14 protein-coding genes and 1 pseudogene are annotated in these 13,877 nt (G+C 46.7%); 3 read left to right on the top strand and 12 right to left on the bottom strand.

Features of this window, described 5'->3' with window-relative positions:
- Positions 1-22 precede the first annotated feature (22 nt).
- Positions 23-640 (top strand): DUF4125 family protein, encoded by a 618-nt coding sequence (locus tag ACCC71_RS03460; RefSeq protein ID WP_434311040.1) that lies wholly within the window; start codon positions 23-25, stop codon positions 638-640.
- Positions 641-657: 17 nt separating this feature from the next.
- Here the strand turns inward: ACCC71_RS03460 and ACCC71_RS03455 are convergent, their stop codons facing one another.
- The 3 genes from ACCC71_RS03455 to sigK form a co-directional block, all read right to left on the bottom strand.
- Positions 658-1,587: an alpha/beta fold hydrolase gene (locus ACCC71_RS03455; protein ID WP_434311039.1), complete on the bottom strand. Its 930-nt coding sequence runs from the start codon at positions 1,585-1,587 to the stop codon at positions 658-660.
- 30 nt (positions 1,588-1,617) lie between these two features.
- Entirely contained in the window at positions 1,618-2,832 is a 1,215-nt protein-coding gene (trpB, locus tag ACCC71_RS03450) for a tryptophan synthase subunit beta (protein WP_434311800.1), read from the bottom strand.
- Positions 2,833-2,893: 61 nt separating this feature from the next.
- The gene (gene sigK, locus ACCC71_RS03445) at positions 2,894-3,520 is read right to left on the bottom strand and encodes an RNA polymerase sporulation sigma factor SigK (RefSeq protein ID WP_434311038.1); all 627 of its coding nucleotides are present in this window, start codon (positions 3,518-3,520) and stop codon (positions 2,894-2,896) included.
- Positions 3,521-3,766: 246 nt separating this feature from the next.
- On the opposite strand from sigK, the gene ACCC71_RS03440 reads away from it, so the two are divergent.
- Positions 3,767-4,342, top strand: a complete 576-nt coding sequence (locus ACCC71_RS03440; protein WP_434311037.1) for a PduL/EutD family phosphate acyltransferase — start codon at positions 3,767-3,769, stop codon at positions 4,340-4,342.
- Between the two features lie 67 nt (positions 4,343-4,409).
- Here ACCC71_RS03440 and ACCC71_RS03435 read toward each other — a convergent pair whose 3' ends face one another.
- The 6 genes and pseudogenes from ACCC71_RS03435 to ACCC71_RS03410 form a co-directional block, all read right to left on the bottom strand.
- Positions 4,410-6,932, bottom strand: a complete 2,523-nt coding sequence (locus tag ACCC71_RS03435) for a L,D-transpeptidase family protein (protein WP_434311036.1) — start codon at positions 6,930-6,932, stop codon at positions 4,410-4,412.
- Between the two features lie 185 nt (positions 6,933-7,117).
- Positions 7,118-7,274, bottom strand: a pseudogene (locus tag ACCC71_RS03430) (IS256 family transposase); the annotation flags it as partial.
- Between the two features lie 77 nt (positions 7,275-7,351).
- The gene (locus tag ACCC71_RS03425) at positions 7,352-8,242 is read right to left on the bottom strand and encodes a winged helix-turn-helix transcriptional regulator (RefSeq protein WP_434311035.1); all 891 of its coding nucleotides are present in this window, start codon (positions 8,240-8,242) and stop codon (positions 7,352-7,354) included.
- Positions 8,193-8,816 (bottom strand): AlbA family DNA-binding domain-containing protein, encoded by a 624-nt coding sequence (locus ACCC71_RS03420; protein WP_434311034.1) that lies wholly within the window; start codon positions 8,814-8,816, stop codon positions 8,193-8,195. The genes ACCC71_RS03425 and ACCC71_RS03420 overlap by 50 nt, the downstream gene beginning before the upstream one ends.
- 286 nt (positions 8,817-9,102) lie before the next feature.
- Complete coding sequence (rpmF, locus tag ACCC71_RS03415) at positions 9,103-9,285, bottom strand: 50S ribosomal protein L32 (RefSeq protein ID WP_244800067.1); 183 nt, start codon at positions 9,283-9,285, stop codon at positions 9,103-9,105.
- A gap of 271 nt (positions 9,286-9,556) precedes the next feature.
- Positions 9,557-9,832, bottom strand: coding sequence for a DUF2442 domain-containing protein (locus ACCC71_RS03410; protein ID WP_434311033.1), 276 nt, complete (start codon positions 9,830-9,832; stop codon positions 9,557-9,559).
- 421 nt (positions 9,833-10,253) lie between these two features.
- Between ACCC71_RS03410 and ACCC71_RS03405 the strand changes: the two genes are divergently transcribed.
- Positions 10,254-11,489, top strand: a complete 1,236-nt coding sequence (locus tag ACCC71_RS03405) for a tRNA(Met) cytidine acetate ligase (RefSeq protein WP_434311032.1) — start codon at positions 10,254-10,256, stop codon at positions 11,487-11,489.
- On the opposite strand, the gene ACCC71_RS03400 is transcribed toward ACCC71_RS03405, so the two are convergent.
- The 3 genes from ACCC71_RS03400 to ACCC71_RS03390 are packed head-to-tail and all read right to left on the bottom strand — an operon-like array spanning position 11,386 to position 13,649.
- Positions 11,386-11,820, bottom strand: coding sequence for a LytTR family transcriptional regulator DNA-binding domain-containing protein (locus tag ACCC71_RS03400; RefSeq protein WP_434311031.1), 435 nt, complete (start codon positions 11,818-11,820; stop codon positions 11,386-11,388). The genes ACCC71_RS03405 and ACCC71_RS03400 overlap by 104 nt on opposite strands.
- 52 nt (positions 11,821-11,872) lie before the next feature.
- Complete coding sequence (locus ACCC71_RS03395) at positions 11,873-13,291, bottom strand: M56 family metallopeptidase (RefSeq protein WP_434311030.1); 1,419 nt, start codon at positions 13,289-13,291, stop codon at positions 11,873-11,875.
- Positions 13,278-13,649 (bottom strand): BlaI/MecI/CopY family transcriptional regulator, encoded by a 372-nt coding sequence (locus tag ACCC71_RS03390; protein WP_434311029.1) that lies wholly within the window; start codon positions 13,647-13,649, stop codon positions 13,278-13,280. Before ACCC71_RS03390 ends, ACCC71_RS03395 begins: the two co-directional genes overlap by 14 nt.
- Positions 13,650-13,877 lie beyond the last annotated feature (228 nt).

Genomic DNA, 13,877 nt, shown 5'->3' with positions numbered 1-13,877 from the left:
TAGGAAAGGAATGGAAACTTTTATGACATTAGAAGAAAAGAAAGAACGTGTCGTTCAAAAAGAATGGGATTTTTTTCAGGAAGTAAAAAATGAAGGCGGCCGCGCATCCTGCCAAAACGACCCGGAAACCTTTTTTATCATGCGGCGCAGCCAGTTTGCTCCCTGGCCGGAGGATCTCCTCGACAGCTACGAAGCCGACCTGACGGAAGCCCAGGCCGACGGCAGAAATCCCCTGACGGAAAAATATGCCTGGATGATGGAAAGCACCTGCCCGGAACGCTTTGCCAAACTGCGTCCGCTGCTGCCGGATCTCTCCGAGCGCGCTAGACAACTGATCGAGTCTGCCGTATCGCTTCAGCTGGCCTGGATGGCGGAATACAGGGAAAACTACCCCCTTCTGGCCTCCGGCAACCGCCGCCTATATGCCTCGGAGGATACGCCTTATGAGACGTCCTTCGAGACATATCTGCGCGGAGAATTAAAAACATATTCCGAGCGAACCTTGAAGCTGTACGTCCGCTTTCTCCAAAGCTTCCAAGAGAGGGGAGAAAACCTGACCTACCACACCATGTTCCACACGGTACTGGCGTATGGCTATACCTCCCTGGAGGACGCCGAACGCCAGCTGGCAGGAAAATAGCATCCCCAAAGGCGTCCTTATCTTTCCAGATGCCGCTCCAGCCAAGCCCGGATATCATCGTACACAAGCTCTCGATCCACTTCGTTTAGGATTTCATGACGTCCCTCTTTATAAAACTGGACGTCCACATCCTCCATTCCCATCTCCCGGTATTCATTGTACACATGGAGCACACGCTTCGTGAAACCACCCAGCGCGTCGTCCATGCCGGATACCAGAAATACCGGGAGATTTCTGGGAATCCGGTCAAAATTTTTCCCGCTGGCCAAATCTTCCAACACGCAGAAGAAATCATGATAAGCTGACACGGTAAACATGAAATGACAATGCGGGTCTTCCTTATAGGCTTTTACATTTTCTTCGTTTTTACTTAGCCAGGACCCCGGACGCCGCCGATTTCCGAACTTCGCCACGTAGCTGCCAAGGGCCAGTCCGTTGACCAGCTTGCTGCGAGTATGGCCGCCCCGCAGTACGGTCAGTATCTTTGTAAGAACCTTGCCAAACCGTACGGCAAGAAGGGGTTCGTAGCCAGTACCCATCACAATGGCCCCGTCGATCTCATCTCCATAGATGGTCAAATACCGGCGCAGCAGGAAGGATCCCATACTATGGCCCAACACAAAAAGCGGAACTTTGGGATAGCGGGCCCTTGCCTTTTTCGTCACTCGGTGGATATCCTTCAGCAGAGCGACTTGTCCCAGTTTGTCGCTGAAAAAACCATAGTCCTCCTCAGAGCACACCGAAAGTCCGTGACCCAGATGGTCATGGCCGATGACCGCAAAGCCTTGCTGGTTTAAAAAATTTGCAAACTCATCGTAGCGCCCAATATGCTCTACCATACCGTGCACCAGCTGCACAACGCCCCGGACCTTTCCGTCCGGAATCCACCAAATCCCATGAATCTGGGTTTTCTCATTTGCCGAAAGGAAGAAAAACTCCTTTTTCATCACATACTCCTTTCGAAAAACTTTCTGCTTTTATAAAAACTGCTCTCCATAGCCATAATGTTCTACGACGTAATCAATATCCTTGTCGCCGCGGCCGCTTAAGTTTACCAAAATGGAACCACGGCCCATCTCTTTGGCCTTTTTCATCGCCCATGCTACGGCGTGAGAGCTCTCGATAGCGGGAATAATGCCTTCATAGCGGGATAGTTTAAAGAATGCGTCCATGGCCTCTTCGTCGCTGACAGCGTCATACTGGATGCGCCCCAGATCATGGAGAAACGCATGCTCCGGCCCCACCGAAGGGTAGTCCAATCCGCTGGCAATAGAGTAGACCGGCGCCGGCTCCCCGTCGCTGTCCTTTAACATCAAGCTTTCAAAACCGTGCATCACGCCTTTTTCGCCGTATTTCATAGAAGCGGCATGATCTCCCAGCGCGCTTCCACGTCCCAGAGGTTCTACGCCGACGATATCCACCGCCTCGTCCAAAAACGGAATAAAGGTACCGATGGCGTTGCTTCCGCCGCCCACACAGGCGCAGACAATATCCGGCATCAGCCCGGTCATCTCTTTAAACTGTTCTTTCGCCTCATATCCAATGACAGACTGGAAGTCGCGGACGATCAGAGGGAACGGATGAGGTCCTACGGCAGAGCCAATACAATAGATCGCGTCTTTATAATTCTTCGCATAGGATTCAAAAGCAGAATCCACCGCTTCCTTCAAGGTCTTCAGCCCATGGGTAACCGGCACCACCTCCGCGCCGAGAATTTTCATCCGCGTTACATTGGGCGCCTGCTTGGCAATATCCACTTCTCCCATATGAATCTCGCATTCGAGGCCAAAAAACGCAGCGGCTGTAGCCAGAGCCACGCCGTGCTGTCCGGCTCCCGTCTCGGCGATCAGGCGTTTCTTACCCATAAACTTTGCAAGGAGCCCCTCGCCCATACAATGATTCAGCTTATGAGCTCCGGTATGGTTCAAATCTTCTCTCTTTAAATAAATCTGAGCTCCGCCCACCATCTTAGACAGCCGTTCACAATGATAAACCGGCGTCGGGCGGCCTTGAAATTCCCGGCGGATTCGCCGCAGCTCGTTGATGAATTGGGAAGAATGGCAGATCGTCTGATAGGCTTCGTCTACCTCCTGAAAAGCTTTCACCAACTGCTCCGGCAAATATGCGCCGCCGTAAGGGCCGTACCGTCCGTCCTGATCCGGATAATTTCTTAAATAGGTCTTATAATCCATGGTATCCTCCAATGATTGGTTTTTCGTATCCATTGTATCATAAGACCCCCGAATAAGGAAGTTATTTTTCCAGCTGCTGCTTTAACTTTCCCAGCGCCTTTTTCTCAATACGGCTGACATAGCTCCGGCTGATTCCCATCTTAGCGGCTACTTCCCTTTGGGTCATCTCCTGTCCGCCGGTTCCAAGTCCATAACGAAGTGTCAATATTTTGAGTTCACGGGGAGTCAAAGTCACCGAAACCGACGAGTGCAGCCTTTTCAGCATCCCTTCCTGGTACAGCTCTCCGACAATATCTGTCGTCTCACTTTCCATGATGTCCATCAGATGGATTTCATTGCCTTCTTTATCCGTGCCAATGGGTTCAAACAGGGATACTTCGCGCCGGTATTTTCTCTCTGCGCGAAGGGTCATCAAAATTTCGTTTTCAATACATCTAGCCGCATAAGTAGAAAGTCGGTTTCCTTTCCCTGCACGGAACGTATCCACTGCTTTGATCAGGCCAACAGTACCGATAGAAATAAAGTCCTCCACATCCCGGTCATTCTGGCTGTATTTTTTCACCAGATGGGCCACCAAACGAAGATTTCGTTCGATTAGGATGTCCCTCGCCGCCCGGTCCCCCTTTTCCAGAAGTTCGACATAATATTTTTCTTCCTGCGCAGACAAGGGTTTGGGAAATGTTTTCACAAGTGGGCACCCCGACATCAGATTTACTAATAACCTATGCCGGGGTGCTTATCTAAGTTCGCTGATTTCTGGCTCCGGCCAGTCCTTTCTCATTCCCTTCGAAGACCCCATTTTCATTTAGAAACAAAAAGACACCAAAGATAAGCAGAACCTCCCAAGTTTCCTGTGGTTTTCCTTGACATCCCCGCCTGTCCGCGCTATGATAATGATGATAAATTTACAACCACACAATGGAGGAACCATACGATGGACCGCAAATTATTAGTAGAAACTTCCGCTAGACATTTACATTTATCACAGGAGCACCTGGAAATCCTGTTTGGCAAAGGCCATGAACTAACAGTAAAGAAAATGCTGAGCCAGCCCGGCCAGTTCGCTGCTGAGGAAAAAGTTCAGGTAATTGGACCGAAGGGTACTTTAAAAATGTCCGTACTGGGACCGGTTCGTAAGGAGACTCAGGTTGAGATTTCTCTGACCGACGCTAGATCTCTTGGTGTCAGCGCTCCGATCCGTGAGTCCGGCGATATCGCAGGCACCGGTGCTTGCAAGCTGGTTGGCCCTGCCGGTGAAGTAGAGCTGACCGAGGGCGTGATTGCTGCGAAACGTCATCTGCACATCACCCCAGAAGACGCCGCTGAGATGGGTCTGAAGGATAAAGACATCATCAGCTTGAAGATCGACTCTCCGGAACGTTCTTTGATCTTCGGCGATGTTGTAGTCCGCGTCAGCGCTTCCTATGCTACTGCCGTACATATCGATACCGACGAGGCCAATGCTTTGGCTCCTGCATCTGGTGAAGTATATGGTACGATGGTAAAATAAAATTTCTCCCACGAAAAAGGGATGCTTTTCGGAGCATCCCTTTTTTCATTCAATAGGAAATTTCCTATTATTCCCGAAAAGCTTCCGGGTCCTTCCAATCTTCTCCCGAATCTTCCGACGAATTCGTTTCTTCTTTCGTCGTAGGCTCCGGCTTCTCCGTTTGCGCCTCCGTGGTAGTTGTGGTCTCTGGCTCCTCTGTGGTAGGCGTCGGTTCCTCCGTAGTAGGCTTTGGCTCTTCGGTCGTAGGTTCCGGTTTCTTTGTCGTGGTCTCCGACGTCTTCGTCGTAGATTCTGGTTTTTTCGTGGTCTCCGGCGCCTTTGTGGTCGTCGCTGGTTCCTCCGGCGCATCGTAAGAATCCACGCCGCCAAATACAATAACCGGCGTCCCCTCTGAAATCATATTGTACAGGCTTTTTGCTTTACTAAGAGGAAGATTGATACATCCATGGGAACCATTCGTCAAATATTGCTTCCCACCAAATTCGCTTCTCCAGGTAGCGTCATGAAGCCCGTATCCTCCGTAAAAGGGCATCCAATAGCTGACATCCGAAGAATAATCCGCTCCCTTTAGAGTCCGGTTCCGTTCCTTGTCATAGATATAATACACGCCCTTTACCGTCTTTGTATTTCGGATAACCCGTCCGCTTACCATATCAGAACTTAGCTTTTTGGAACCATTTTCATAGTAATAAATGACCTGATGAGTCAAGTCCACCTCAATATAAGTATCTCCGATGTCATTACTGTCATGGGACTTTCCTTCCTGAGTATAGACCGGCCCTTCCGTCACGCTTCCTCCCGTCTGTACGGCGGCCAAAACTTGCTCGACGGTCTTTTCCTGATTGATCTTCCACCCATAATTTCCGCCGCTAACCGTAACCGTACCGCTCTTCGTACTGCGAAAAGATCGGGATTTCCCCACTGTATTGTATTTTTCCGCCAATTCTTTCACCCAGTTTTCAAATACGGAAGAATCCAGCGTCACCTGATAAGCCGTATCATAGGAGATTGCTTCCTTGATCTTTTCTGGAGTGAGCGTTTCCTTCTTCTCCCCAAAAGAATAGGATACCTGCGCCTTTAAATAGGCATTCATGGTCTCTACTGCCTTTGCCATGGCGTCATCCGCCCGCTTTACGGCAGAATAGCAGCCTGCTTCCTCCAAAGGCAAGGTAGTCTGCAGCGTTTCCACAGAATTTTGCGCTAAACGAAAAACCTGTTCCAAATCCACTTTGGTTCCAATCACTTCCGGGTTCAGTACAAACTGGGCGGCCGTCTCATCGTAAACAATCTCCGCATCCTTTGAGTCCGTCATATTTTGGAACAACGCGCTGGCGTTCAGCCGATCCTTCAGCAGCTTTGCGTCATATTCCCATCCGCTGACAAATGTCAATTCTGACGGATTCTCCTCTGCTTTTCTCCAACCCGATTTATCCTGGGAAGCAAGCAAACCATGGAAATCTACGTCAAATCGCATCACCAGCCCGATCTCCGACGCTAAAATCCGATCTTCCGCTCCGTCGATACTTCGGATCGTGAGAGAATAATCCCGGACTTCCTTTGAAAAAAGCTCCGTCACTTCTTCCGCCGTCATCCCAGAGCAGTCCTGCCCATTGATCGTGGTAGCGGGAAGAAAATGCGTTTCATAGTAAGCTAGCATTTTCTTATTTTCTAAAATGCGATAGACGCCAAATGCGCCTAGAGCGATGGCTAGAACCGCAGCAACTGCAATTCCCACAAAAATCGCCCGCTTTTTGCCGTGGCCCTCTTCCTCCGGGAAATCATTTTCCAGCGTTTCCGGCTCCGGCGGCTTTCGCGGCGGCCGATCTCGGAATTCTGTATCAGAATTGACCGGAGTAATCGAAATCTCTGGCTCCAAATCCCTCATCCTTTGTTCCGGCCGCTCAGGGTTCCAACCAGGACACACAGCCTCCGCCGCCGACGCTTCCTGCCCCGCCTGGATCAGCGCTTCCCCGATCTCGCCAGGACTAGGTTCCTGCTCCGGCTCTATATGCTCCAGACAAACCGACGGTATTACTCGTGTCTCGTCTAAATCCTCGATTTCTACGCTGTCCTCCGCAGCCATAGAATTCTGTTTGGCCTTACGCAATGTGGGAATAATCTGCGTATCATCCATATCCTCCACTATTGCCTTCGGAAAAGTCCTAGTTTCGTCCATGTCCTCCACTATCGCCTTTGGAAAGGTCCTGGTTTCGTCCATGTCCTCCACTATCGCCTTTGGAAAGGTCCTGGTTTCGTCCATGTCCTCCACTATTACCTTTGAAAAGGTCCTAGTTTCGTCCATGTCCTCCACTATTACCTTCGAGAACGTCCTAGTTTCGTCCATGTCCTCCACTATTACCTCCGGGAACGTTCTGGTTTCGTCCATGTCCTCCACTATTACCTCTGGGAACGTTCTGGTTTCATCCAGGTCTTCCACTGTCACCTTCGTTATAGAACGACTTGGAACCAACTGCTTCCGACTATTCTCCGAAAGCGCCCCCGTTTGGTCCAGATCTTCTATCGACACCTGGCGCACTCGTTTTCTATCTGCGGGATTTCCCCGAATCGCAGTTTGCTTTTCTTTGCTCATAAAATTTCTCTATCTCCACAGGTATTCTTACTGGTGGCAAACACGCCTTATTTTGGTCTGTTACAATCGTATCTTAGTTTAGCAATAAATCTATGGAAATGCAAGGGGCTCCCACTCAAGATCACAATTCCTTAAGATTTTCCAAGAAAGCCCCGGACGGCATCCGGCGGTTCAATATAACTTCAAAGTATGGCTTTGATGGTGCCACCCAACAGCTCTCTAAGAGCATCCTGAATATCTTCTGTGGTCTGGATGTCGTACTCCCGAAGGAGCTGCTGGATAATGTTCCCTTTTTCCCTCTGTCATTTGTACCTTATGTACTGATTTCTTTTCTCTTGCCATAATAAAAGGCCTCCTATGATTTTAATTTTACCATAGAAGACCTTATAAATCCTTTATCGATTTCTTTTATATGACGTTTAATTGTTTTCGTTAAGCTTCCATTCTCCTGAACGATTATTTCCTACTCGGCTTATCACACCATTCTTCTGCAACCTTGGTAAAATCCTCTTTATCGTTCCCAGCGGAATCTCAGACTTCTCATGAAGTACCTTTTGCGTAATTGCCGGCTCTTCTTTAATCAAAAGCATAATTTTTTTCTCTTCGTCCGTCAAACTCCATTTAGAAATCAATCTAAGCTGATTAGTCTCGCTTTTAGTCTCATTGGTCTCATTGGTCTCACTTGCAGTCTGACCAAAGTCATAGGAATATTCATCATCTAATGGAACAATAATCCGAAATACATCTCCTTCTATAAATTCCGTTTCCTTTCCTGAATAGTATTTTCCATACTTAAATAAGTTACGAACACCTGAACCAAGTTGATCCGCATATCCAATGTTTCTGAAAAAAGAAGCAATAATCGGATTTTTAGGATTAGGTTCTAAATTATCCATGGTAATATATCCGTCACTTGTAGCACGGTTTGCATTTTCCACATACATACGCTCTTTTTCGATTACAAACTTTGCTGTGTAGCTATTGGAAAATTCCCGGTGCATTAACACATTACTTACCATTTCTCTCAGTATTGTATTTCTAAGGCTCTTATTAACTGTATCTTCCAAGAAAAACTTGTCCGGCAAATGCTTTTTACCAAATTCCATCAGTCTGTCATAACTTTCAATCAAGTTTGTCTTTATCACTTCCCGGTCATCATACCTGTCTACATTGACTTTGCGAACAAGTGCATCTGTCACATAAGCAGGTGCTACATTCAAGATAACATCATCCTTACCAAGCAGCATAACAGCAGCCAGATTAAATCCTTCTTCTCCAGTTGCGATATCTCTTCCAATACAATCCGGCACTCTTTAACAGTTCTTGGTCATCCATAGCAATCCATGGATGTCTCCCGCCCGCATGATTTTGTGCCATGATTCGTATCTTAGGTAATAGATCCAAGCGCAGATCTTCCACTTTTGCATATGGATAAATCTTCTTTTCTGTAAAGATATTCTGCTTACGAATGTACATTTGTGCAATCGCTCCGGTAGCCGTCACTTTCACATCTGCATCATCTACACGATCATAAATCACCTTTTTATAACTATGCACCTCAGCACTTGGTGGAATATGCACATGGATAATAGTTTTTCCATCATACTCGATAATTTCCGGCATGAGATATACTGTAGGAGCAAACAATGCCGGATTGCTCACTACCTTTATGAAATTCTTAACCATATCAGAGGCCGCTTTCTTCGGTACACCAACCACAGTACCGTCATTCAACACACCTATAAATATGTCGCCACCGAATCGATTCAGAAAAGAACATACTGTTTCATAAGCGTCTGATTCAATTCCGTTCCCACCGCGCTTAAATTCTACCGCTATGGTTTCTCCTATCGTAAGAATGGATTGTAATGTTTTTAAATCCATATGATGGCTCCTTTCGCAATTTTTGATTTTGCCCCAAGGAGCAAAATCTCAGATTATCCTAAATGGTATCTTTGACCATATTCCTATTTTCATAATTTAAATAATATTTTACAAGCATTTTTATGGATTCACTAATCAATATTATCTTATAAACTGAGTAATTCTATCTTACATCAGTTTGGAGGATTATACAACCTTTGGGATACTCCTCAAAGTGGACCTGTTGACAAACTTTCACATATTTAAAAAGGACCCTCCGCCACCGCGGAGAGCCCTTCCGATTCTCTTAGTCTTCCTGAGCAATAATCTCTCTCTTATTATAAGAGCCACAAGCCTTGCATACTCTATGAGGTACCATCAATGCACCGCATTTGCTGCATTTTACCAAGGTAGGTTTGCTCATTTTCCAATTTGCTCTGCGGCTGTCTCTTCTTGCCTTAGAGGATTTATTTTTGGGACAAATAGACATGTGATTCGACCTCCTATCTTCTTAAATTTCCCGTACTCGGTTCAAACCGTACTTTTCGATTATACAAACAATTCTCCTGTTTGTCAACCGGTTTTTCTCGTTCTTTTCCAAGCGGAAGAGAAAAATTTATTTCTACGCAGCTAATGCATATTCACCTAACGCATTAAGTTTTTCGGATAATTCACATTCATCCCAACCTTTGGAATTAGTTTCTGGATTCCCAAACATCTCCAAGTTTTACTCTCATCTGTCATCCCCACAAATCAAAAAATCATGCGATTTTCTCTTTTACTGCCTCTAGCGCATATAATGTTTCTGGGTCAATATCAATACATTTCGTATTATCTCGATTTCCAGACACATCCCATGCCAAAGTATCATTCATTATAGTACAGGTTTGCATAAAATACTCAAGTTCTTTCAAAACGGCAAATACCTCTTTCTCCAATAATGGCATTACATCATAACATACAATTTTACCATCTTCAAAATAAACATATACTGTATGTTCCTGTGTTGGAACAACCTGAACAATTTTAGGAAACATATTTTCATCCTCTCCTACATCAATGGCATAATCTTATTCAGTGGTTTGCCATCCTTAGCCAGCTCCCAATTTTGCATAAGTTCATCATAATTTCTTAAATCAGATACTGGTAAAATATTTGCCATTTAAGCCATTTTCCTTTCTTGGTTTATTGTGCCCTTGCCAATGGAAGGTATATTTATTATATGTAAAAAATCCATAAAATTCAACTTAAAATTCCACAGCATTCGTTCTACAACGCCCCGCGAAACATTTTTTCAAGTGACCAGAGCCTATTCGGATTCGCACAGGAAATTTCCCCAAGAACGTCCCTAGCAAAGATCCCCTTTTTATGCTATGATGAAAAAAATTCATTACCATTGCAGAGAAACTTTGCAAAGAGAATTTCTCTGTTCATAGATACCTTGAAAGGCGAATTCTTATGAAAATTACAGCTGTGATTGCGGAATACAATCCATTTCATAACGGTCATCTCTATCATCTCCAGCAGGCGCGGGCGCTGACCGGCGCGGACGCTGTTATTGTTTTGATGAGCGGAAATTTTGTTCAAAGGGGGCTCCCCGCCTTAGTGGACAAGTATCGCCGCACGGAGATGGCGCTTCAGGCCGGCGCAGACGCTGTATTTGAGCTTCCCACCGCTGCAGCCACGGCCAGCGCGGAAGGATTTGCCGAGGGCGCCGTCTCGCTGCTTCACCGCCTCGGCGCTGTTACGGATCTGGTATACGGCTGTGAGACAGCGGATTCCAAACAGATTCAACAGACAGCAGAATTCCTGTTGGAGGAGCCGGAAGCCTACCGGAGGGAGCTGACACGCTGCCTTAAAGAAGGGCTTAGCTTTCCTGCGGCTCGAAGCCGCGCCTGCGAGGCTTATCTGCCAGGCTCCGCTTCACTGCTTGGCTCCCCCAATAACATTTTAGCGGTTGAATACCATAAAGCGATCACAAAAACCGGCGCTCCCATCACGCCTCACGCCCTGCTTCGCCAAGGCTCAGGCTATCACGAAAGCGCTTCTTCGATTCGCCGCTCACTTGAAACCGGCAATCGTTCCGCCCTCGCACAGCAAGTACCTGATTTTGTTTTAGGCTTGCTCCCCTATACCATAACGGCGGATGATTTCTCTCCTTTGTTGATGGAGCGTCTACTCATGCTTACGCCAAAAGAGATGGAGGATTACGCGGACGTAACGCCGCAGCTAGCGGCCCGGATCGCCCGTTTCTGGTCTCCCAACCAGACCTTTTCCAGTTTAGCCGCCCAGGTAAAGTCACCAGATTATACCTTAACCCACATTCAACGCGCTCTGCTTCACCTGCTTTTGGGTACGAAAAAGGGAGAGTTGCCTCTCCCCTTTATCCGTCTTCTTGGTTTTTGTCCTGATACCAGCGCGCTAAAAGGTATCAAGGTTCGCTCCCAGCTTCCTATCCTGGTCAAAACAGCCGACGCGCCGGCAGGCGCCCTCGCTTCCGAATGCCGGGCAGCGGATCTTTACCGTTTGGCAGTCTGGAACCGACATCGATTCTTGCTCCCAGATGAGTATCATGCCGGTCCCATCCGCCTCAAGGTCGGTCGCCCGTCTGATAGGACAGCTGCGACTTTACAAATTTGTACACCTTCGGAGACACCGGAAGGTCTGCCGTCTTATCTTTTCCCCAGCGAATAATCGCGCGGTATCCCTTTACGTGATACAGGAACCTCCAGTTGACGATCGCGCCCTGGCTGATTCGGAAAAACATAGATTCTGGCAGCAATTTTTCATACTTGTACATGGGCTGATAAGCCCGGTATACCTTTCCATCCGTCGTGTGGATTTCCGTCACCCGTTGACATTTTTCCAGATAGACGATCTTATCCATATGGATGTGATAGTGTTCATAATCATGAATTACATCGATATAAGGATTAAAGCCCATTTTTAAATAACTTAAAATCAGTTTTTCCAAATTCCGCTGCATTTCCTGAAGGTCCCTAGTAAAAGGCAAATTAATCAGCATCCGCTTCTGCCTCCTTTGTATTTTTTATAATATTTTTTTGTGTGATATAAGATCAATAAGCTACAGATGCTTCTACATCCACCGCAAAACCGTTGGTGTTCTTCACGTAGAACCGATAGGTTCCGGTCTGGTCCAATTTAAAGGTGTGACCAAATACACCCGAATCCACGACGCAGCGCCGGTCGCCGTTTGGTTCAATGATACCTGCCTGAATAGTATGATCGCAAGTAACTGTTATGGCAATTCTCCCTCCCGATGTACAAGAAAATCCGAAGGAACGGCAATAGGTGTTGGCGGGAATATCCGGCCAATCATACCCTTTGATTGTTCTCGACATACTATCACCATCCATCGTAATCTCCGGCCAGCCTTCCGGGTTTACCTGATCCGCCGGGATCTCGATTTCCCCGTCCTCATTGACCTCATAGGTAGACATCGCAGCTGGAATCAAAATCTCCCTGCTTTCCATCTGCAAATTGGATGTGCTTTCATAAATATCCTCGTAACCGTTCGCTAAGATATCGCTTGCCGCAAAGGCGGGCACGCTATTTCCCACAAACATCACCATCGCTACCACAGCGACCAACACCTTCGGCAGTTGGCTCCTTTTCTTTTCCATGATCTTCAATCTGTCGATTCTCCTCTCAAGTTCGTTGTTTGGATTATACAAGAAGAAACCGCTCCCCTGAATCGTCTTCCCCGTCTCTTCTTCTACATGGTCCAGCAGCATGAGCGAGTATTCCTTCATCGTAAAATACGGCTTTCCCTTCTCACATGCGCTTATGTCACAGGCTGTCTCCGCCCACTCCTCGTAATGCTTGAGCAGATTTTTCACACTGGGATTAAACCAGTGGAGGATCTGAATCACAAAGCATGCGATTTTGTAGGCTAGATCGTGGTGGATATAATGTGTCAGCTCATGGATGAATACCATCCAGAGTTCCTTTTCGTCGTACTCCATCCCATAAGGCAGCAGAACCGCCGGCCAGACAATTCGAATCCTTATGGGTGAGTAACATTCATCGTTGGCATACAAGCCGATCTTTTTGCGGATTCCCAGATCCCGGCAGACTTCCCGGAACAGTTCCTCCGCGCCTTCCATCTCCACAGGGACGTTCCCCTTTAGGATCTCCCGATCTCCGAGGAACATCTTCACTTGCTTTGGCAGCTTCAGCAGGATGACCAAAAGCCATATTGCTCCCAGCCCTTTCATCACTACGCCGATTAGATTTGTAGTTATGAAAAGTATACCAGAAAATCGCTCATTTTCAATGCTCATCTGGCTATATATCACGACGATAAATACAACCGGACAAAGATATTGAAATACCATCAATTTTAGCAGGGAAGCAATTAAATTTGGCCGCCACCGCTCGAGAATTGGAAGCAAAAGCTTCCACTCGAGCATCGCTAGCGTACCGGAGACGGAACATAGACAGGCAGCAAAGAATAAATGACTAATCCATGTCATCGATTAACGCCCGAATCCGATCGATTTCATCTTTCTTTAATCTGCGCTGCTTGTTCAAAGCGCCTAAGTACAGGTCTGCATCGTTGTTACGCCACAGATCTGCGCATTTGCTGATCTGACCTTCGCCATAGTCGAGCTCGGCTACCAGGGGATGATAGAGAAAGCTGCGGCCCTGACGATACATGTTCAGGAAATCCTTTTTTACCAGACGCGTCAGGAAGGTCGATACCGTCTGTGGTTTCCACTCTTTCTTATACTGACGGTTTACCATTTCCATGATTTCTGGAAGAGCCATGTCATGATCGGTTTCCCAGATACACTTCATCACTACAACTTCGCATTCAGTCAAAGCTTTCACGACTTTTTTCCTCCACAATTACCTGTGTAGTTAATATTACCACACATTCTTTTTTCGTGCAACTATTTTTCTAGTTTCCGATACAGTTTGTTACATTTAGAAGCATATCATGCTTTTTTTGTTCTGTCGAGCTCTTTATCACGCAAAATACTTTCGATTATTAAGCGCTTTCTTTGCATACAGAGATTTCTACACTTTGTGTAATGAAAAATTAGATACGCCATTGAA

This window comes from Hominifimenecus sp. rT4P-3 (assembly GCF_051055405.1).
GTDB lineage: Bacteria > Bacillota > Clostridia > Lachnospirales > Lachnospiraceae > Pseudolachnospira.
Note: the sequence above shows the minus strand (reverse complement) of the source record. Positions and strands in the feature narration are given on the sequence as shown.